Here is a 19,993-nt window from a genome sequence, read left to right as displayed (position 1 = left end):
AAGGGTGACCACGGGATTCGGTTTGAACCTATCAGCCAGAAAGGCTAAAAATCATCTCAGATGCTTCAAATCGTGCAAGACATACAAACATAAGGCTGATGTGTAAAAATTGTCTTGAGCGCGTTCTGTGGCACTCTGGAAGTCGGTGACCAGGTTACTCTCGATTCCGTGGAATACGGTGTCGTCCAGAAGATCTACACGGCTAATATGATTGAGAAGTATACTGATGAATCAAGATCCACGTACTTAATTACACGTAGATAAAATGGTATATATGAAAAAGAGCGCATATCATAATGATGTTATGCACAAAGTCTGATTACGGAGTAATCTGCACAAACAAATGTTCTGATTTCCCTACCTGTGAAGCTCGAAGATTGCCTTTTCTGATCCACGTGACCAATGTCTGCTGCAGCATTGGAGATCAGGGTATGGAAGTCAGTGAACTCTACCCGGAAGCATGTGTGAACGGGGTGGTACAAATTGACTGCTGATCTCGTACAGTGCAGCTGCAGTAATCCCGACTGCAACAATATCGTGGAAATGCCTCCGGAGCAGAAGAAGAAGTTATTTGTTGACTATTTCAAGAGATATGGGATTATCATGCTCCCTTATTGTTGCAAGGAATGCCAGGAGAAGCATCAGGCAATGCTTGCCGAGAAGCCTGGCGTGACACCTACGAAATATAAGTGTCATGGGGGCGGGCTGAAACTCTGAATTGTCCCAATCCAGCATCTAATGTTGTCGATTCTTGCTTCACACCCCCCCAACGGAAAGGGGCCCACAAGTTCACCCCCACCATTTTCAATATAGTGCCATGTCAAGCAATCCCATTTTTGAGAACGGTGTTGGTATGTAGCGCTCTTCTAATTCTTTTTTAATGGTTTCCGACTTAGCAATGTTTTCAAAATAACCAATGTGTTTATTTACGAAACAATTGGCTGCTTTCCTGAACTCAACACATAATTGATCATCCATGTAACCTAGTTTTAGATTATTTCTAACAATCGTATCTAGGATAGGATTTTCTTGTGGATTATAGAAATGCAACAACTTTGTTCCGAAGCTCCATGGACTCGGTTTTATTTCATTGCCTTTGTAATTGCGCCGATCGCTTTCTTCAAAGGCCATCAATACTTTTTCATAGTCATCGAAATTGTCAACTTGTTGCACCAGATCCTTAATGTTTTTCACGCCTTTTGAAGATAACCTGGTCCTGTAAATCTCATTCACAAAGTCTACAAAATTGTTTTTCCTAATGAATGACTTAAAATCGTCAGTAGTGAATTTGTTGTCAGGAAGATCCTTGTAACTAATTTCAGTACTTCACTAATATTCATTCCCTCATATAATATTTCCACATTCACCTAAAACACTTAACAGTTAACCTAACTTTCAACTTTCTTCTCACCCATTCCACAATTAAATGAACAAACATATCAAACCTAAACATATCAGATTCAATCGTCTTTGGTCCTCTTTTCACTTTCATGAAATGCATTCTCTGTATTGACACCCATGCATTTTTGAAAAGAAACGATATCAACGCATAAAAATATCGTAACATAGGGTCTTTAGAACACGTTTTAGGTTTTACCACATTTCGCATCCTATAAGACGATTCAATAGCAAACCTTTTCCTGTAAGTGTCACTGACTTTTCTTGGATCCCAATTAATCCCATAAACAACAAATCCAAGGTTCTCACACCCATTCTTTCCTCGCTTCCCTTTTCTGTATTTGACATCAATAGCAATGTCAAGCTCCACTTTTCCTTTTGTGCTATTCATCGTATATGTGTCATAACGCTTTTTTGTTCCATCAAGAATATTTTTCAACCTTTTTCCCATTTTAACAACAGGAACAATATGTGCAACCTCATTTTCCTGTAAAAAAGAAAAAACCTCTCTTGAATAGAATTCTCTGTCCAAACAAAGAACATTGATCTTGAGTTTAATCTGTTTTATCTGGTCTATGAAATATTTGAGATAATCTGTCTTGGAGTTTCCTTTTTTCACAGGAAGCACAGAAATTGTAACCCTTTCATCTTTGTCAATAATGCAAAGTGATATGTAAGAATAGAATGAGTTCGTTGATTTTTTGGCTTGACCTCTAATCACATATCGATTATTGCTATCATCTATGCCTCCATAGTATGGATCATTCGTATAATCAATAGCAAAGTCATGCTTTTTCTTTTGTTTGAGAGTTTTAAGTGATGATTGTAAGAGTATTTTTGTATTGTGTTCAATGAGTTGATCCAACTCGATTTTTTGTAAATGGTATCTCATTGATGTTTCACAAGGAATCTTATGATACTGTTTATGAATTGAATGAATTGAACGATTCCATGTTGCCATGCCAAGAATACTGGCAAATAGATCTTTGCAATTGAGAGAACCATTGATTGGAATATGGATATTGTCGAGAAGAGGCTGTAAAACAGTTTTGATGCAGTGAGTTGGAGTTAGTTCTAGTCGAGGTAACATGGAAGGGATTTTTTAACCGTATATAAATGTGCCGTTTGATGTTGATTTATGGGGTTAAGCAAAAATTAGAGAACTACTGAATTTGATTGTATAGCGATTGATAAACCAGAATGAAATAGTTATCCTGTACGTTCCTCAGTACAGCACTCTCAAATGCATTCTCATTCGGCAGCCGTTCCTCAATTCTCGAATAGATCTCTTCATGGTTCAATATCCCACATCCCGTATAATTGCACAAAGATAGTCTTTGAATTATTTTAACTTTCCTTTTTACCATCGACGTGATGGCCTACTGCATGTCAGCCTTTCGGTCTGCTCTTCATGGGCTGAGACTCACCCCAGATGCTTCAAATCGTGCAAGACACCCATCAACGGCTGGTGTGTAAAAATGTTCTGAGGACGTTCTGTGTCAATCCTCAGCCTATAAAATAAAACAATCAACAATGGGGGAGTAAATTATTCTTTAACATTGTTAGGTTCACTTATGCGGATGCCATTTTCGTCAATTGCGATAAATTTGCATCCACAGTTGGGGCATGTAATGCCGAGGGGTTCAATGCCTTTTGTATATATTTCTAAAATCTCGCCTTCAGTGAACTCTGGAAATGGTTTTCCACATTCAGGGCAACCAATTTCAAATCCTTCTTTTAGGATTTCACATAGGACACAGGGACCTCCACCTCCGGAACCACTTTCTACCCCTTCCCATCCTCCATCATCTGTTTGATCAAAGGTGACACTGCCTCCACTGGGGTGGCCATGTCTGCACAATTCCTCTACTTCAATTGTGCGGGTCAGCCCTGTTTCTTCATCACCATATGTATATTCATCTCCATGTGGAACCCTTCCTGTAGCTCTTATCTCATCGTAGAGCTCATCTATTGAGTTGTAATAATTCTTTTTCAGAGAGAGATCATCAACCCATAACCCAGGAATGTTCTTCGAGATGGAGGCATTTTTTATCCTTGGCTGGGAGTTTTCCTTACTAATGCAGCATTTTTTGTATTTCTTGCCGCTACCACATGGACATGGATCATTTCTTCCAGTTTTCATAACATCACCGTAGATTCCTATGGTAATTATCTGATATATAAAAGTAAAGAAATCTTAGAAAAATCTATAGAAAATAAGAAAATCGAGAAAGTGGAAAGTGTTTAATCCTACATTCAAAAATAGTTAGAGGACGAGCAGCCGATCAAGCCACCCGTAACCCTTTCCACGAAGCATAACTTCCAGAACATACACATTATCATCTTCAACTTCATAGATAGCTCGGTATTCGCCTATACGCAAGCGATATAGGTCCTTCCTACCCTTTGTACCTTTCAACTTCTTGACATCACCATCAACAGGCAAATTGCCAAGGACTTTCAACCCGTCAACGATCCTTTCTTTTGTTCCAGGATCGAGTGCGTTCAGAAACTTTACCACATCTGCATGTATGTTCACATTACATTTCACTTTGAATCACGTCTCAAACTTTATCAAGTGAGACAAACTGATCTTTTTCTTCCAAGCGTCTGTACATCCTATCCATAAACTCTTCTTTATCGATTGAATCCATCATGTGTGTAAGAATATCGCTATAGGTCTCCCCTTTCTGACCATAGCCTTTCAGCCTGTCCCGAATTGTCTTTGTTGTGGGGATAGTAGTTGCCTCTGTAGTCATTTTTGTCAACTCCTTGTGTTTTGTTCCTATGTTGTTTTATCCTTTGTTGTTTTATCTTTTGTTTTCTGGTCTTATATTTATGACTAGAAGCTAATCTAATATAAGGAATTAATAGTATTTATAATTAATTAATTGTATCTTATAACAACTTATAAGATCACATAGTCAAGCGTAAGCTAAACATATGTCGCTAAAAATTCAGAAGTCAGCCCAGATCTCCCAAAGACCAAGCTGATTAACTAGGTCAGAGATATTTCAGGAAAGATGCTTTATCAAATCCCTTCCACGATCACTCTTCAACACCAACTGAAGCAGTTCAGGAATCTTCTCCTCGTATGCCTGGATCTTGTCAAGCGATTCACGGTCCAAGACAAGTGAACACTGGCTGCAGAACTTGTCTGAAGGTCTCAGAACATTGTTACAGCGTGGACAGGCCTTGAGTGTCACATGTCTCTTATCGTCACTCTTGAGCCCATATTTCTCAAAAATCCTTTCGTTGATCTCATTGTCTGTGAAGTTCGCGTAGATCTTAAACATCTGTGTGGATCCACGAGACCAGCCAGCCCTATGCTTGATCTCCTGTTCGTTAAGGCCGTCAAGGATCCAGTTGGTGATAGCAAGATGTCTGAAGGTATGGGGATTTACTCGCTTCTTGAGACCAGCCCGTTCTCCTATCTTTGCAATCGTGCTCCTTACACTCTTATAGCTCAATGGTTCCATGTTCTGGTTGAGGGTAACCCATAGAGGAGCGTCCGGATCTTCCCTAAGAGGATGTACAGACAGCCACTGATTGAGATATCCTGTTGACCAGGTCAGTGGGATCCCCTTGGCTGCAGTTGTCTTCTTGCTCAGTGATGTCTGTGAGATGTACAGAATGGCTCCATACTGATTGAATTCAGCGTGTTTGATACGGCAAGATGCCAGAGCCCCCACACGCATGCCTGAGTCAGCCAGAACAGCAATTAAGGCCTTGTCACGTGGATGTTTGCATGCTCCCATGAGTTGGTCAAACTCTTCCTGGGTAAGCAGATCAGATGGCTGAACAGGGGTATCTATCGTCTTGAGTTTGATGTTTTGCACCCATTTTGGGGCCTCGCCATCACAGGACCAGCCAAAGAACTTCTTAACTAGCTTCTTGTAATTCCTCAGGCTGCTCTGTGACATCCCGCGCTCGTCCTCAAGGTACAACAACAGCCTGTGGAAGATGGCCTGATCCACTTGGTCAATCGTCCCTGTGAAGCCTATATCCTGGAGCCGTTGAGCCATCCTGGTACCGTAGTTAGCATACCAGATCACTGTGTTCTTTGCCAGGCCTTCCAACCTACAGGCAGTCACAAAGTTCTCAAGTATATCCTTGTTACCCTGGCTGATGTCTGCGCTCCGGAGCCTCTCCATTGCACGAATCAAACCACTGTGGGTACTATGAACATCATCTACGTCGCGAGTCATCACATTATAAATTGGTGCTTAGGTCTATATACTTTTGGACTATAGACCCGACCGGTCCACCAATATTGATTTCTTTTACTTTGATTCATTTATATCAACATATATCTTGAGACCACGAACATGAGATCAGGCTTTCTGCCTGCGATTCAGGGAATACATCTGTACCTTCTTCATCTTTGCAAGATTTACTGCACGATCCATTTCCTTCTTCTCAAGACGCCTTGCCTCGATGTAGCCATTGTCGATAGCTTCACAGAGTATCTCCTATCCTATAGATGAGCGTGCCAGGACAGTGCTCCAGCCCTGCGGTGTTCCCACGCCTCCGAAGGATATATCGGAGTTCTCAGCAGCCATATCGGTACAGAACTTGCAGGAGGTAGACCTGTACTGGTCAAGTTCTGAGAGATCATAGCTCTTTATACCATCAGCCATGCCAAATTCGAAGACACCCTTACGGATCTTCATTGAATCAATATCATTAAGGTCCATTCCATGTGTTTCTACAAATTCTTTGATACCTTCGTGCTCGAAGCTGTCCATGCAAAAAAGACCGAACTTCAGGACCTTTGCCCTCAGGAAGAGATGAAGAAAGCCGTGGGGGCTTGTCTGCATCTTGTGGACAGCATCGATATTACAACTCGGTCCGACAAATGCAATGCTCCTCATACCCTGCTTGATAGCACTCATCAGAGGCTCCATGGTCATGCTGTGGGAATAGATACTCCCGGCAGACTCAAAGAGTTCATCCGCAGTAGTTGCAATAAAAGGCTCAGCTTTCCAGGGATCATCGTCCGACCTCCTTGTGACTATGGCACAATCCAGCAGGCCTTCCTCAAGCCCGTATGCAAGAAGGGAGGTGACAACACCACCATCCTGGCCCTTAAACCCGGAAATTGAAGATCTGGCAGCATATCCGAACCTGAGTTTTCCCACAAGATCCTCTTCCCTTGTAACTGTTCTCGGGCACTGGTTATAGCAGACACCGCAGGCAGTACATTTGTCGATCAGTTTAGGCTGCTTACCCACAAATGCTATAGACTCACAGGAAGAGACACAGGCACCGCACAAAGTGCAGATCCCAAGATTTATGATCTCTTTTTTCAGCTTACCAAAAGAGATCCTTTCGCGCTCACCAATATTGCGCTTCAAGCGTATTACACTCTTTTCCAGTTGATCGAACTTATTCTTGCATTCCGCAGAACAAAAGTAGTACTTCTTCCCGCCATAATTCGTAACATAATTACTGTTCTCAGTTACATGAGCTTTACAAATTGGATCCGTTATCATTTTGATCAACACCAGAAGATCAGGTAAAGGTGTAGTAAAAACTCATTCGTAATAAAACAAACTTTAATTATTTTTAATTGTAATTGTTTAACGTGATGATATACCCGATGATAATCCAGGAATAACAGAAACAATAAAAAAAGTAATAAAAAAGAAATTACAGCATTTTCCCGGTATTCCGGAAGGTAATGCTGTCAACCTTGGTCTTCCTGATCACTTCTTTCTCATGAAACCAAAGTAGATCATTCCCACAGATGCCAGGACTAATAATGCCCCCATTACATCAGAGCCTGAGAAGGACGATGAAGCTGACTCTTTCGGAGTATTTTCACGAGTCATTTCATAACCTTCAACGTAGTTGTCTGGTGTGCTTTGCTGTGAAGCATCTGTTGGCTGATCGGTAGCAGTTCCATAACCCGTAGCATCATTGCTTGTGCTTGTGCTATTGACTATGTTTGCAGAAGGTGTGTCCGAACTGCTCCTACTGGGGCCACTGGTTTCAGGATAACGATGTGTGGCTTCCTGCATCAGCTTATTGTACTCATCGATGGTTGCCTGGTCGACAACGCCGGGTACTGACATTATGCCCTGCACGTACTCATCAAGCAGAGCATTTCCACAGGTGTGATGGCAGCATGTAACACCATCGTTGACCACGGATTCAACGTATTCCTTCACAAGGTTCTGGAGAACCTCGTCAGATGCATCCCAGTAATCCTTGCGTGCGGTTTCGATCATCCGTGCAGTTATGGACTGATATTGATATGGATTTTCGGTTTTGAGGAACTCATCCAGACCAAGATCGTACTTATCCATAACATAGATGTCGTATATCGCCTTCCAGTCAGAATCCGTGATCAGGTCTGGCATCATGGCATCCCAGCCCCACATGTTATCGGTGAATTTCATCATCTCCCTTGCACCCGCGTACTCGCCTCCCATCATACCTTCGATCCACGCCGGATTCAGGTATCTTGAACGCATCTCCTTCCTTAAGTGTTCCTGAAGTGTGATGATTTCAAGATTGTCTGGATTTTCAAAGTTTGCAATATACATCTCGGGATTCTCACCTGTCAATGATCTTACCGCAAGCCCAAGTCCTCCGAGGTACTGGAAGAAATCATCATTGTCGATGACTCCAATGAGGTTTGTCGAGTCACTGTGTATGGCTGCATCCACATCCATCAGGTTCAACCTGAACACATCCTCGTAGCTCTCGCCCCACATGTCTGCGCCATAGATGTTGGACATACGTGACAGGTAAAGGTCGGCAAGTTCGGACTCATTATCCCAGGTGTCACTTGCGGATGTGGCTTCCGGCAGACCTGTACCGTAAGCACCCGGCGCCTCGGTGAATATCCTGCATTGGGATAGATCATGTGCCGTGGTGTTGTTGTATCCGGCGGCTATGAGTGCATCCTCCATCTTCAGGGAATTCCATCTGACATAGTTTGTCGCATTGGTTTCATTGCGATCTGCAACCTCCCGGATTGCCTCATCCATCTTTTCAAGCTGGAATGGGTATGTGTCACGATAGAGTCCGGAAGGTGTGATAACCACATCGATCCTTGGATGAGTCATGTTCTCCTGGTCGATTATAGTAAAATATGAGAACCTGCCGCCAGTATCTCTGTGTATATCGACTCCAAGAAGGGCATATATCTGGGCTTCCATGAGTCCTTTGTGGCGCATTGTCTCAGTCGCCCAAAGGACATAGCACACCTTGTTTGGATAGGTACCGTTGTGTGTTGCCTTGTACTGTTCCAGCATCTGTTCCGCAAGAATGGCTCCCATCGTCTCGGTCTCTGCATCAGGGATCAATCTCTGGTCGAAACTGTAGAAATTCCTGCCTGTTGGCAAAGCCTCGGGATTTCGTATTGGATCGTTTCCAGGCCCGGGCTCGATGTACTCCGCATTGAGTGCACGCAGCGTCTGATCGATCTCACGCGTGGTCTGGTTCAAGAGGCCGGAGTAATTCAGTGCCATGTTTAGATCAGCAGTGATATTCGCATCCGTAAGACTAAGGATCTCGATCTGGGCAGTTGAAACATTGGTACCATTGAGCAACGTCGCATTCAAAAGCTCGGTTGCATAGACACTGGCGTTATCTTCCCAATCCTCCTCATCTCCCGTATCCTTCGGGATCACGTTGTAGATATGATCGATGAAATCGCTACGAAGCATCGATTTGACCATGCAGACCAATTTTGAATCCTGAGGGGGAACTCCGAATGTATGGAGACCAAGAGGCATGAGCGTATCCTGTAGTTCATGCAGATAGTTGTGGACAGTGCTTCCAATGAAAGTTCCAAAATCATCCTCAGTCATTGCCCTGAGTTCATCAGGAGTTACGCCAAGATCGTTCTCCATCGTGAGGCTTTCGTAAAGTTCGATGGTACTGTTGCGATAAAGCTGCATCATTTCGGTATTGTTGGCATCCCTGGCATCTTCATAATTATGCATCTTATCATGCATCATAGCCAGCTCAGCATAGATACCTGCTTGCACTATCGGCGGTGTCAGGTGGTCTATGATCACAGCATTGCCCCTGCGCTTTGCCTGTGTACCCTCACCCACATTGTCCATCAGGTATGGGTATATCACAGGAGTGTCAGCCACCATAATAGCCGGATAGTCATATCTCCAAAGTCCGACCTCTTTCCCGGGCAACCATTCCTGTGTGCTATGCGTACCGAAGTGGATCAGTGCATCGGCATCATAAATGTTGTTGATCCAGAAGTATGTGGCTAAATACTGATGTGTAGGTGGTATTGACTCGTTGTGATATATGAGTGATTCATCGGATAGTCCGGCTCTGGTCGGTTGGGGTATGAAATTGACATTTCCAAACTGTACCTTTGGTATCACAAAATTTCCTTCATACACCATGATGTCACCGGGTGCCGGACCCCATGTAGCCTCAACTTCAGCACGCACGGATTCTGGCAAGGTATTGTAACAGGAAAGATACTCGTCCACTGATACAAGGGTGACATTACCGGAGTTCACAACCTTCTCCAGTTCACCGGGTGCCCATGAACCAACGTTCCTGCTCTCAATGAAAAGGTCGATGAATTCGCTTCCATTTGGAATACTACCATTTCCGATATCATAGCCCTCTGCCTGCATCTGTTCAAGCATCAATGTGAAACTTGACCCGATATCAAGGTAACTGGCACCGATATTATTCTTACCGCCTTCGTGGTTGTAGTAGATGATACTGACCTTCTTGTCGGCATTATTGGTATTTCCAAGTTCTGCCCATCCGATTGCACGGTCACATAGCCATTCAACCTGTGACATGATCGGCTTGTAATACTCATATTTATCAGAGCCCTCACCCACAGTGACCAGACCAGCTATCCATATATAATCGATACATCCGTCGATTTCAGGCTGCGCTACTTGGGAAGCTATGGAAATTAGATCCAAACCTTGCACGCTGGCATTGTACTCATCGGGTGTTTTGGAACCATCTAATGCTCCCTTGAGTACAGGAACGTTGTAACTCTTGAGATATTCCACACCCGCTTCATGATCATCATAATTGAGATAGAAACCCTTCAGGGAAATGATGGAGTCCACGAGCACTTCACCATCTTTGATGAAATAATCCACATCACCAGTACATACCTCCTTGGTAGTATAGATGACATTGCACCCTTTGGACTCAAGGTAGCTGATTACAGCATCATCTGTGACTGTAAATTTAGGATCCCCCACAATAGAATAAGTGATGATGCCAATAGTGGGTGCGGACTCATTATACCCATTATCCGCATACCACTCGAGATATTCGGTGCTGTCCCCAAATATCCTCGGGAAGGCATCAGGGTGGTAGATACCTTGTAGGGGGATTGACGAAGAAACGGCAGGGGAATACTCGATATATGCATTCCCAAGGGTTGAACCGATACAGCGTATCCAGTTCTCCATGTTCGTGTATCCACTAATATTATGATACTCTACCATTGCACTGTGTGGTGGAATTGTCATGTTGATGTTACCGACACCGTACATATCGGTCGTGGCAATTAACCCGATCTGTGTGCCATTAGCCTTGGCCACAAGAAGTGCGTCCTTGAACTCCGGAAACTCCTCACCACCAATCATACCCAATATGATAACATCCTGATCTAAAACATCGGTAAGATTTGCAGCAGCTTCTGCTCCATCCATCACGGTGACATTGAATCTATCAGTGATTACGCTTCTCTCGCCTAAAACATTGAGAAGATAATGGTTGTCGGTGCCATAATTCATAATGTAAGTTATATTGATCTTTGGGCGCAGCAATTCAGGTTCCGGAATCTCCTCTCCTTCCCATAAACCGGAGAAATTCTGCCCCATGAATTTGAGCATGCTCCCCATGTTTGCATCGCCACCCTGCACCCAGTATCTCTCGATATCGGTGTATTCGGTTGTGTACAGGTCAACGTTTGGCAGGGTGATGTTGGAGGAGAGATTATAGCCTATGACCATTGCACCGCCTGTTTTGGCAGACTTTATGCTCGATGTCCAATTATTTACCACGGACTCATCCTGTGACTCGATGAAGATCATTCCATAATTAGAGAAATCGAATTCTTCTGGTACAGGATTGTCCTTTGTGAAAATAGTAATGTTCAATTGAGATGAGATGTTGGTATCCAATGAAGCATTAGTTAGAGAAAGCTCGTTAAAGTCTGTACCAAGTACAAATACGAATTCACTGAAGTTTACTTCATTGCCCATGATAGCCATTCTTGAAAGCGTTGGGCACTCTGTTGCAAGGTAGACAAGAAGGTTTTCAGCATTCTCAAGACCTTCTCCGGAAGTGTCCATGTTGGTATAATAGTTCGCAACAGGATCATTTGTACTGCCATCGGAATTATAATCGAAGTAGGCAGGAGGTGTATAGCCCATAGGTTCTATGCTGTAAAGGGCAGTACCCTTATCGTGTGCTGCCTGCAAACTCTCATTTACCGTTGAATTTTCAAAAACGATACCATAGAGACCCTGACAGAGAATAACATCCTGAGTTTCAAGGAAACCACTCTCAGCAGCAGCAACCATATCAGCACTTAGACCTGAATCTGAGAAATCAATGAAAGTATACTCAATAAGATCACTGTAATCATTTGTCTGACTTGCCATATCTAAAGCTTCGTTCGGACCATAGGAGATGTAAGTGATCTTTGACTTTAGTGTCAGATAAGTAAGAAGGTTTTCAGCATTCTCAAGACCTTCTCCGGAAGTGTCCATGTTGGTATAATAGTTCGCAACAGGATCATTTGTACTGCCATCGGAATTATAATCGAAGTAAGCAGGAGGTGTATAGCCCATAGGTTCTATGCTGTAAAGGGCAGTACCCTTATCGTGTGCTGCCTGCAAACTCTCATTTACCGTTGAATTTTCAAAAACGATACCATAGAGACCCTGACAGAGAATAACATCCTGAGTTTCAAGGAAACCACTCTCAGCAGCAGCAACCATATCAGCACTTAGACCTGAATCTGAGAAATCAATGAAAGTATACTCAATAAGATCACTGTAATCATTTGTCTGACTTGCCATATCTAAAGCTTCGTTCGGACCATAGGAGATGTAAGTGATCTTAGTAACCTGTTCTTCTGCCGATACCACTGGCGAAATCGCCAGTAAAATCAAAACACTTAAAAGCAATAACTGATGTCTTATATTTCGCATATTATCCACCCGATAATGTGTAAGACATCCCGGCACTTTGCTTGGCGGCTGTTCCGGGATGTCTCAAACTTTCATTATCCACACATTTTCATTCTAGTTTCCTATTGGTTATTTCCACACACTCTTGAAAGGATCAGGTTTCCGTCTCATTCCCCGAATCAGGAACGTAGATCACACGACCATCAGCCAGCTGGTAAGCCGTACCCAGTGCTTCACCGGTACCACCACCGATCTGTTCGGTCATGTTCAGCACTTCTATGTCCTGCCCTTCCTTGACTATGATCTTCATATCATCCTGACCAGGATTCTTTACGATGGTGATATCTTCAGTAGGGCTGAGCAGTTCAGGTAACTGGTAAGACATCACAAGAGCGATCAATAAAGCTACTGAGAACACCATGGCAACATCGAAGAGATTCGCCACTCCGGTAAGAGGGTTCTGGTCTTCTTCTTCATAGAGGATGCCTGGCCGATGATACCGTTTCCTCCTCATTGTCCGGTCTCCAAAGAATCAACAAGATAATCGATATCTGCCATATCCTGCCAGTACCACCTCTTCCTGATCAACGTCAGCACGTAACCCACGATACCTGCAAAAAGACCAAGCACGGTTGTGGCAAAGGCGATCATCAGGTTGTTGGCAAGCTGGAGAATGTCACCCTGTGCAAGACCGATGAGCGCGGGACCTAATGGAATTAAAGTGCCCATCAATCCGAGCATAGGAGCTACCGTAGACAGTATCTTTGTTTGCTCCAGGCGTTTTGTCATTCGAACTTCATATTCTTCGGACAACCATTCTATAGAAGAAAGAGTGTTCTTTTTCAGATGATCTGCTGCATCGTTTGCAAAAGATGTAACAAGCTGGTTCTGGTCAAGTTTAAGAAGATGTGATGCGGCTTCATCATAGGAGGATTTGTTAACATGCTCCTTGACATTTCTGCCTATCTGCTCAAGTTGCTTGACATTTCGATGACGTTTTGCATATTCTGAGATGAACTCACCGATCAGACCAAGCGATACCGTAACTGCCAGGATCAAAAGTATTACCACCGGATACAGCATGGCAGCTGACGCAGTGTACATGATCTGGAACAAAGAAGAATCAATAGCCATATTTAGTTACTCCTAATTTTATCAAGAACAAAACCCCCGGCAATAATTACTGCAAAGGCCACAAATGGAAGGATCTCCACAGGCGGTGAGGAATACGGAGGAATGTTCATCTGTTTTGTTTTAATGTAAGTAGGTACAATGATGGCGCCCATGAGATAGTAGATACCAAGGATCATCATGACGTTACCAAGGGTTTCCGGGGTCTTGTTCAACTTCTTGCAAAGAAGAGAAGATGCGACCACGGAGACGAAGAAAACAACACCTACAAGCAATCCGATCCAAAGCCCACCCATCTCAAGAGATGTTGCCAGAAGCATACAGGAGATGAAGAGTGCTGTCAGGCAGACAGGGCATGGCAGGGAGATCACAAGGAATGTGCGATGGGAAACATCACAACCACAGTTCCACTGTTTCTGGGTATAGATGCCTGCCCCGATCAGGAGCAATGCAACCAGAACGTGAAGAGACATCCCCATGCTCGCGATCAAGTCAAGATTTGACTGATCTATGTAGCCAATGAGGCTGCCGATAATTATTGATAAAATAAAATAGCTGCCTGCAATAGCAAGGATCTCTTTCGTGCTGCGATTCGAAAAACCACAACCGATCCCGGTCTTTACACCAAATAGAAGAATGGCCAACAGTATCCCCACAACGGTGAGAAGTACCATGTTCATTCACAAGCACCTCTTGTATAATTTAAACTTTTGTTTAGAATGTATGTTATTAACAACATTTCTACCACCCAAATTGGTAAGTTATACATCATATTAAATCAAATATGATTTTTTACTGAATTATACAAGTATAATTGAGTGCCACAGATAATACTATTATAATATATAAAACTGAGTTTTTGAATTATATATGTATTGCAAATCGATACTAATGCATGGTTTAAAATAAATATATATAATCTTTTTTGGAGACACAATAGAAGATTACATCTCGAAAACATGATAACGAAAAAAAACCAGCAAATAAAGTTGTAGAGACCTATAAAAAAGCTAAATTATATACAATTACTATTTAAGTGAACCCTGAAATAACATACTTGAAAAATCAATGTGATAGAATTTGCTGTATATACAAAAAAATGACAAAGTATTACAAAATTAAATTTTTTTATTACAAATTGATTGCTTATTCTAAGTAATTTCATAGAAAATAAGAGCAAAACATATAAAAACTCAAATATAGAATATCAAAATGCTTATCACATATTATATGTTTAGAAATATTGATTCCAATGAAAAAAGCAATATTACTTGTTATACTTGCAGGCATGGTCCTCATTAGCGGTTGTGCAAGCAATTCCGGGGATCAGGAAGATATTATGGTAAACGAAGGAGATTATATCACTGTCAATTACATTGGCCAGCTTGAAGATGGAACAATTTTTGACACATCACTGGAAGAGGTCGCAAAGGAAGCCGGACAATACAACCCTGCAAGGGAGTATAACCCGCTTGGATTCACTGTGGGTGCAGGCCAGATGATCAAAGGCTTTGACAACGGCGTGATCGGAATGGAGATCGGAGAGGAACGTACAGTCACGATGCCGGCAGCAGAAGCATATGGAGAGTACGACGAGGAACTTGTCCAGCCAGTAGAGATAAATCATCTCAAAGAGATGGGGATCGAGCCTGAGGTAGGAATGCCACTTTACACCCAGCACGGACAGGTAACTGTAGCTAAAATGAACGACACTCATGCTTTCATCGACTACAACCACCACCTTGCAGGAAAGACACTTGTCTTTAAGATAACACTGGTCTCCATAGGACAGGAATAAAACAAACAACATCTGATCAAGGATGGAAAAAGAAGAAAAGATCGTAGTAGTCCTGCTGGTGATGGCCATCCTGTCACTGGCAGTAGCTTATTTTACCTACCTCCCCGGCGAGCTTACGGGAGATATCCGGCCACTGGCAGATTCATCCGGACTTGGAGAAAAGGTCTTTGTGGAAGGAACCGTCCTCAGCAAGCGCATCACATACACCGGAGACCACCTTATACTGGAAGTCGATTACAGCCCACAACCCATAAAGGTCTTTATACCAAACAACCGTGGAGCTGAAGAGATCAATGAAAAGATCTCTGCCAATGAACAGGTGCATGTTACCGGCATACTGGATGAATATGAAGGGGAACTTGAGATCATCGTCCAGAAAGCAAAAGATGTGAGAACCCCCTGAAAGTGATTACAAAAAAATTCACAACGGTAACAATATAAGTGAAAAGGTCGTTTTCTGATGTATGAAAGCGTGTATCATGTGTGGAGGGGAAGGCACACGACTTCGCCCTTTAACTTTTGAAAGACCAAAGCCAAGCATACCTATTTTGAACAAGCCTTCGGTTGTGCATCTGATAGAACACCTTGCAAAAGAGGGGTTTACTGAGATTGTCATTACGATCGGATATATGGCAGAAAAGATCGAAGAGAGCCTTGGGGACGGACGTATGTATGGAGTACATATCGACTACGTCTATGAAGAAGAGAAACTCGGAACTGCTGGCGGTGTGAAGAACGCAGAAGAATATCTTAAGGACGAGCCATTCATTATTGTAGGTGGCGACCATGTCATGGACCTTAATCTTCGCAATATGTATCGATTCCATGAGATCAACGATTCCATAGTTACCATCGGACTGATGTCCATTGATGATCCAAGGGAATTCGGTATCGCTGACATGGATGTCAACAACAGGATACACCGCTTTTTTGAAAAGCCAGGTCCCGGAGAAATTTTCAGCAATCTCGCCAGCACAGGCATATATATGTGCAGTCCGGAGATATTCGACTGGATACCTGAAGGAAAGCAATATGATTTTGCAAAGGATCTTTTCCCGGCATTGATGGAAAAGGACAAGCCGATCAATGGCATGCTTGTACGCGGCCACTGGACGGATGTGGGTAGTGCGAACGCATACAGACAGGCACAGAGATGGATGCTCGACTCCCTCCCTGGAACCTCCATTGAAGGTAACTTCAAAACCAAGAATTCACGTATCGTAGGACCTCTCAAGATCGGAAATAACGTAGCAGTGGGTTCAAACTCCGCGCTTGTGGGACCAATTGTGATCGGAGAGAACACAGTTATTGGAGACAACGTCCTGATCGGGCCATATACAGCCATTGGCTGCAATTGCGTTATCAAGGACAACTGCAGGATATTATCATCATATATATTCAATGAAGTTACCATCGGGAACAACTCCAATGCATCCGGTTCGATCATCGACAACAATACTGTGATAGGAGAGAACTGTAGCATGGAGAACGGAACGGTGATCGGGCCCCGTGTAATCATCAATGATGATTCCACCATCCACTCCGATGTAAAGATATGGCCGGAGATCAATATCAAACCGGGCTCAAGGATAAAGGAGACCATAATCAACCCTGACCTGGACTAAAAAATAGAACACCTGAAAGCATGAATCGATTCTTTAAGTGGCTCGTAATCTCATTGCTGTTAAGCTTCACATCAATTGTAATTCTACTGTTCTTCACAGTGGACACGACCACCATCGATTCGATCCTCAACATTAAAAAAGAAGCGATCATCGCTGCCATCGCACTTCAGGTGTTTTCATATATTATCTGGGGATTGCGCACGAAGTTCATGTGCCAATCCATGGGCCATGACATCAGCTCATTTAAAACCACTGAAATAGCCATATCCAGCCTCCTCGTAGCTGCGGTCACGCCATCTTCTGCCGGAGGAGAGGCCCTGAGAGTCCATCTTCTTTCAAAGAACGAAATACCTATCGGACAGGCAACGGCAGTGGTAATTGGTGAGCGGCTCACTGATGCCTTTTTGATACTCCTGACAGCACCTGTTGCACTCTACATCTTCAGAGGCGTTATCCCCGGAGAAAATTTTGACATCCTATTTATTACAGGAGAAGCAGTACTGCTCTCAGCCCTTGGAATACTGATATATGGTATATGGAAACCTGATCGGACAAAGAGCACCATTCATTTTCTGGTGAACAGAACTACCCGTTTTCATGGAAAAAAAACCGATGAAGCGATCACAACCCTGTTGAAGAAAGTAGATCGTGAACTGGATGATTTCCACTATGGTCTTCGATACCTTCTGAAAAAAGGAAGAAGAGGATTATTGTATGGAACAGTATGCACCATCATATATCGCTGTGCCCTATATTCCATCCTGCCGATCATACTTGTAGGACTGAACCAGCCCCCAAACATAGTTCTTGCATTCACAGCACAGATCCTATTGACAATAATAATGATCATACCTGCAACCCCCGGTGCAAGCGGAGTGGCAGAGTTAGGTGCAAGTTCGCTATTCTCAGTACTTCTTGCCTCCCCTGCCTTAATAGGTATAACCGTGCTGACCTGGAGAGCACTCACATATTATACTAACATAGTCGCAGGAAGCTTTGTTAGCCTGAAAGTCCTGAAAGATGCGGATTTCCTGAATAATTCAATCCAGAAGTAAGAAAAAGGAAGGGAGGAAAAATAGCAGGATCAAACTGTTATATAACTCAGCAATTCCCCCACGTCCTGCACCCTCTCCAGGATCTCATTCTCATTTGCATAAGGCACACCACTGAAGATATTAGAAGCTTCAAGATCACTTACACCAGGTATTTCCCTGATAACCGACAAGGGCACAGAATTAATTTCAAGCGGGTAAGGAATAGCCTTTACAGAACGCTGCCCATGATCTACGATGAGCACGTCAGTGAACTTGCCCAGAGGGAGGGTCAGCGGTATCCCCACAAGTAAAGGATAGGATCCGAACTGCCTTCCAAATGTCAGATTGTTCTTTGAACTCTCATCGTGTACTTCGCACATCACATCCCGAAGTACGGTCCCTTTAGGAACGACCTTGCGAAGCATTGGCAGGTCTATTTCTTTTCGTATCTTTTCCTTGTATTTCAGGAACAGTTTCTTGTGTTTTCCCACAAGCTCATCGTTGCCATAGACCCGGGTATCCGGAAATGCCATGACCTGACGGATATTGATCCTTCTGACAAGAAGACCTGAATCCAGCACATTCCTGAGGAAATCATAGTTCATCTCAAATGTCTTCTTTGTCTCACCGGGCAGTCCATGAACAAAGTTCAGCCCCGGCAAAAGTTCCGGAAGGCCGCTACTGCCCCTTACAGCACCAACTTCATTGATCATTTTGATGACATCCATCACATCTTCAGGCATTGCCTTCAGGTCATTGGCACGCACCACAGCAGGATCAGCACTTTCCATTCCAAGAGCAGCAATGTCGCCGGATGTGTGATGGCGTATAATGGTCTTCATGATCTCACGGCTCTGCTCAGGGTATGCAGCGATAGTAGCCGGATTTGCGTTGTCCATATGAAGGACCTTAAGTTCAGGTGCAACTTTGCGTATACCGCTATAGAGCGATTCCAGTACTGAGGGATCCGGTTGCAGGATGTCCGCACCTATATCCTTTGCATGAAAACTGAACAGGTCCGGTTGCCTGCCTATACGGAAATGTCTGGCACCGACACCATAGAGGGAAGAGACCTCATCGATCACATCGGATACAGGACGATAATCCGAAGGACCATAGAACCTTTCAGTGCAGAAGGAGCAGTGAACCTTGCGACCACAGCCACGGTAGGTCTCAAGCTCGCACATGACATAAGGATAATCCGGATGTCTTTCGATGATAAAAGCACCAAGGCGAGACCATTTGCCGATCTCATCTACTGTCCTCAGCCTGTGACCGACATCTTCCGGATCGAGCAGGGAGCCTTCCCCGAAGATATCATAAACAAAAGCTTCAATGTCCTTCTTTGCGATCACAACATCTTCTGCTTCGATACCCAGTTCTTTGGCACCTGTACCACCCTCTTTGCTGAAACCGAGACGTATGGGACCACCGATGACTTTCAACCCTGATGAAAGACCGCAGATATTCTCGATCTCACCGGGAGTAATAGGAGATGAACGAAGGTATTTTCCCGGTACCGTAATTCCTGACAATATGACCACAAGATCAGCATTTTTAAGAGCAAGGACATCCTCCGGAGTTGCTGTTCTAAGACCATCGATGGTTAAATAATGGATATCATCCTCTGCTATGCCCCTTTCACGCAGGGCACCGGCTATGTAACGTATGTACGGGGAGATGTATGGCGGAACCCCGAAGCACGCAGGCTCATCCACATAACCGTCTATGATCACTGTTCTCATGAGGATTAGAATGGGAGGATTCCTTATAAATGAACCTTTTGAAGAGGATTTGTCATAGTATACTTATACTTTAATCGTGTAGGATAGTACGTCATGGAGT

19 protein-coding genes are annotated in these 19,993 nt (G+C 43.5%); 7 read left to right on the top strand and 12 right to left on the bottom strand.

The window, feature by feature from the left end:
• The first annotated feature begins 114 nt into the window (after positions 1–114).
• The 3 genes from E7X57_RS12385 to E7X57_RS04585 are packed head-to-tail and all read left to right on the top strand — an operon-like array spanning position 115 to position 717.
• Positions 115–264 (top strand): hypothetical protein, encoded by a 150-nt coding sequence (locus E7X57_RS12385; protein ID WP_167880886.1) that lies wholly within the window; start codon positions 115–117, stop codon positions 262–264.
• A gap of 35 nt (positions 265–299) precedes the next feature.
• Complete coding sequence (locus E7X57_RS04590; RefSeq protein WP_135610993.1) at positions 300–494, top strand: hypothetical protein; 195 nt, start codon at positions 300–302, stop codon at positions 492–494.
• A complete protein-coding gene (locus E7X57_RS04585; protein WP_135610991.1) occupies positions 484–717 on the top strand; it encodes a hypothetical protein in 234 nt (77 codons plus the stop codon). The genes E7X57_RS04590 and E7X57_RS04585 overlap by 11 nt, the downstream gene beginning before the upstream one ends.
• A gap of 87 nt (positions 718–804) precedes the next feature.
• Here E7X57_RS04585 and E7X57_RS04580 read toward each other — a convergent pair whose 3' ends face one another.
• The 11 genes from E7X57_RS04580 to E7X57_RS04530 form a co-directional block, all read right to left on the bottom strand.
• Complete coding sequence (locus E7X57_RS04580) at positions 805–1,233, bottom strand: hypothetical protein (protein WP_135610989.1); 429 nt, start codon at positions 1,231–1,233, stop codon at positions 805–807.
• A gap of 130 nt (positions 1,234–1,363) precedes the next feature.
• Complete coding sequence (locus E7X57_RS04575; protein ID WP_135610987.1) at positions 1,364–2,488, bottom strand: ISH3 family transposase; 1,125 nt, start codon at positions 2,486–2,488, stop codon at positions 1,364–1,366.
• A gap of 456 nt (positions 2,489–2,944) precedes the next feature.
• Entirely contained in the window at positions 2,945–3,541 is a 597-nt protein-coding gene (locus E7X57_RS12655; protein ID WP_210409025.1) for an SEC-C metal-binding domain-containing protein, read from the bottom strand.
• A 123-nt stretch (positions 3,542–3,664) separates the two neighbouring features.
• The gene (locus tag E7X57_RS04565; protein WP_244603593.1) at positions 3,665–3,937 is read right to left on the bottom strand and encodes a type II toxin-antitoxin system RelE/ParE family toxin; all 273 of its coding nucleotides are present in this window, start codon (positions 3,935–3,937) and stop codon (positions 3,665–3,667) included.
• A 25-nt stretch (positions 3,938–3,962) separates the two neighbouring features.
• Positions 3,963–4,157 (bottom strand): hypothetical protein, encoded by a 195-nt coding sequence (locus tag E7X57_RS04560; RefSeq protein ID WP_135610983.1) that lies wholly within the window; start codon positions 4,155–4,157, stop codon positions 3,963–3,965.
• Positions 4,158–4,412: 255 nt separating this feature from the next.
• Positions 4,413–5,606, bottom strand: coding sequence for a site-specific integrase (locus E7X57_RS04555; RefSeq protein ID WP_135610981.1), 1,194 nt, complete (start codon positions 5,604–5,606; stop codon positions 4,413–4,415).
• Between the two features lie 264 nt (positions 5,607–5,870).
• The gene (locus tag E7X57_RS04550; RefSeq protein ID WP_371413159.1) at positions 5,871–6,893 is read right to left on the bottom strand and encodes a Coenzyme F420 hydrogenase/dehydrogenase, beta subunit C-terminal domain; all 1,023 of its coding nucleotides are present in this window, start codon (positions 6,891–6,893) and stop codon (positions 5,871–5,873) included.
• A gap of 213 nt (positions 6,894–7,106) precedes the next feature.
• Positions 7,107–12,581, bottom strand: a complete 5,475-nt coding sequence (locus E7X57_RS04545; protein ID WP_135610979.1) for a cobaltochelatase subunit CobN — start codon at positions 12,579–12,581, stop codon at positions 7,107–7,109.
• Between the two features lie 133 nt (positions 12,582–12,714).
• Entirely contained in the window at positions 12,715–13,074 is a 360-nt protein-coding gene (locus tag E7X57_RS04540; RefSeq protein ID WP_135610978.1) for a DUF2149 domain-containing protein, read from the bottom strand.
• Positions 13,071–13,694 carry a MotA/TolQ/ExbB proton channel family protein gene (locus tag E7X57_RS04535; protein WP_135610976.1) on the bottom strand — a complete coding sequence of 208 codons (624 nt, stop codon included), beginning with the start codon at positions 13,692–13,694 and terminating at the stop codon, positions 13,071–13,073. The genes E7X57_RS04540 and E7X57_RS04535 overlap by 4 nt, the downstream gene beginning before the upstream one ends.
• 2 nt (positions 13,695–13,696) lie before the next feature.
• Positions 13,697–14,371: a DUF2162 domain-containing protein gene (locus E7X57_RS04530; RefSeq protein WP_135610973.1), complete on the bottom strand. Its 675-nt coding sequence runs from the start codon at positions 14,369–14,371 to the stop codon at positions 13,697–13,699.
• Between the two features lie 572 nt (positions 14,372–14,943).
• Here E7X57_RS04530 and E7X57_RS04525 point away from each other — a divergent pair.
• The 4 genes from E7X57_RS04525 to E7X57_RS04510 all read left to right on the top strand — a co-directional run bounded on the left by E7X57_RS04525 (position 14,944) and on the right by E7X57_RS04510 (position 18,169).
• Complete coding sequence (locus tag E7X57_RS04525; RefSeq protein WP_244603592.1) at positions 14,944–15,489, top strand: peptidylprolyl isomerase; 546 nt, start codon at positions 14,944–14,946, stop codon at positions 15,487–15,489.
• A 22-nt stretch (positions 15,490–15,511) separates the two neighbouring features.
• Positions 15,512–15,892: a nucleotide-binding protein gene (locus E7X57_RS04520; protein WP_135610971.1), complete on the top strand. Its 381-nt coding sequence runs from the start codon at positions 15,512–15,514 to the stop codon at positions 15,890–15,892.
• Between the two features lie 61 nt (positions 15,893–15,953).
• A complete protein-coding gene (locus tag E7X57_RS04515; RefSeq protein WP_135610969.1) occupies positions 15,954–17,114 on the top strand; it encodes an NDP-sugar synthase in 1,161 nt (386 codons plus the stop codon).
• Between the two features lie 20 nt (positions 17,115–17,134).
• Positions 17,135–18,169, top strand: a complete 1,035-nt coding sequence (locus E7X57_RS04510; protein ID WP_135610967.1) for a flippase-like domain-containing protein — start codon at positions 17,135–17,137, stop codon at positions 18,167–18,169.
• Between the two features lie 29 nt (positions 18,170–18,198).
• On the opposite strand, the gene E7X57_RS04505 is transcribed toward E7X57_RS04510, so the two are convergent.
• The gene (locus E7X57_RS04505) at positions 18,199–19,893 is read right to left on the bottom strand and encodes a radical SAM protein (protein ID WP_135610965.1); all 1,695 of its coding nucleotides are present in this window, start codon (positions 19,891–19,893) and stop codon (positions 18,199–18,201) included.
• Between the last annotated feature and the right edge of the window lie 100 nt (positions 19,894–19,993).

The organism is Methanococcoides sp. AM1 (genome assembly GCF_900774055.1).
Lineage (GTDB): Archaea > Halobacteriota > Methanosarcinia > Methanosarcinales > Methanosarcinaceae > Methanococcoides.
Note: the sequence above shows the minus strand (reverse complement) of the source record. Positions and strands in the feature narration are given on the sequence as shown.

Bases quoted from the DNA above. Each gene is read 5' to 3' on its own strand.
- E7X57_RS04535 (WP_135610976.1), bottom strand. From the start codon at position 13,694: ATGGCTATTGATTCTTCTTTGTTCCAGATCATGTACACTGCGTCAGCT.
- E7X57_RS12655 (WP_210409025.1), bottom strand. From the start codon at position 3,541: ATGAAAACTGGAAGAAATGATCCATGTCCATGTGGTAGCGGCAAGAAA.
- E7X57_RS04525 (WP_244603592.1), top strand. From the start codon at position 14,944: ATGAAAAAAGCAATATTACTTGTTATACTTGCAGGCATGGTCCTCATT.
- E7X57_RS04510 (WP_135610967.1), top strand. From the start codon at position 17,135: ATGAATCGATTCTTTAAGTGGCTCGTAATCTCATTGCTGTTAAGCTTC.
- E7X57_RS04515 (WP_135610969.1), top strand. From the start codon at position 15,954: ATGAAAGCGTGTATCATGTGTGGAGGGGAAGGCACACGACTTCGCCCT.
- E7X57_RS04545 (WP_135610979.1), bottom strand. From the start codon at position 12,581: ATGCGAAATATAAGACATCAGTTATTGCTTTTAAGTGTTTTGATTTTA.
- E7X57_RS04540 (WP_135610978.1), bottom strand. From the start codon at position 13,074: ATGAGGAGGAAACGGTATCATCGGCCAGGCATCCTCTATGAAGAAGAA.
- E7X57_RS04505 (WP_135610965.1), bottom strand. From the start codon at position 19,893: ATGAGAACAGTGATCATAGACGGTTATGTGGATGAGCCTGCGTGCTTC.
- E7X57_RS04555 (WP_135610981.1), bottom strand. From the start codon at position 5,606: ATGACTCGCGACGTAGATGATGTTCATAGTACCCACAGTGGTTTGATT.
- E7X57_RS04530 (WP_135610973.1), bottom strand. From the start codon at position 14,371: ATGAACATGGTACTTCTCACCGTTGTGGGGATACTGTTGGCCATTCTT.
- E7X57_RS04575 (WP_135610987.1), bottom strand. From the start codon at position 2,488: ATGTTACCTCGACTAGAACTAACTCCAACTCACTGCATCAAAACTGTT.
- E7X57_RS04520 (WP_135610971.1), top strand. From the start codon at position 15,512: ATGGAAAAAGAAGAAAAGATCGTAGTAGTCCTGCTGGTGATGGCCATC.
- E7X57_RS04560 (WP_135610983.1), bottom strand. From the start codon at position 4,157: ATGACTACAGAGGCAACTACTATCCCCACAACAAAGACAATTCGGGAC.
- E7X57_RS04550 (WP_371413159.1), bottom strand. From the start codon at position 6,893: ATGATAACGGATCCAATTTGTAAAGCTCATGTAACTGAGAACAGTAAT.
- E7X57_RS04590 (WP_135610993.1), top strand. From the start codon at position 300: ATGTTATGCACAAAGTCTGATTACGGAGTAATCTGCACAAACAAATGT.